The sequence below is a fragment of the Deinococcus pimensis DSM 21231 genome, assembly GCF_000519345.1.
In the GTDB taxonomy this organism is placed as follows: domain Bacteria; phylum Deinococcota; class Deinococci; order Deinococcales; family Deinococcaceae; genus Deinococcus_A; species Deinococcus_A pimensis.
The window spans coordinates 8,821-9,152 of sequence record NZ_KI912629.1 but is presented as its reverse complement, the minus strand read 5'-3'; the positions used below and the strand labels follow the sequence as shown (position 1 = coordinate 9,152).

Here is a 332-nt window from a genome sequence, read left to right as displayed (position 1 = left end):
GCTCGCCGAGGGCGTCGCGCGCGGCGACGCTGAACTTCTTCCTGTTCGAGCTCGACGAGCGGACGGACGCGCGGGACGTGCTGCCCCGTCACGACCGCGAGGGCCGCCTCGTGCTGCCGCCCAGACGGCTGGACGTGCGCTACCACGTGTGCGTGCCGGGCGGTCCGGAGGAGGACGCGGCGGCGCTTCTCTGGCGGGTGACGGCGCTGTTCCTGCGGCACCCGGAGCTCCCGGCGGACCTCGTGCCGGAGTCGCTGGGGCATCTCGGGGCGGGCGTGGCGTTCCGGGTGGCGCAGCCCGACGACCGGGCGCGCCTGCGGGACTTCCCGGGC

General features: G+C 76.5%; 1 protein-coding gene. It reads left to right on the top strand.

The features are described from left to right. Positions 1-332, top strand: a 332-nt coding sequence (locus DEIPI_RS28285; protein ID WP_045233597.1) for a Pvc16 family protein, incomplete at both ends; no start/stop codon positions are given.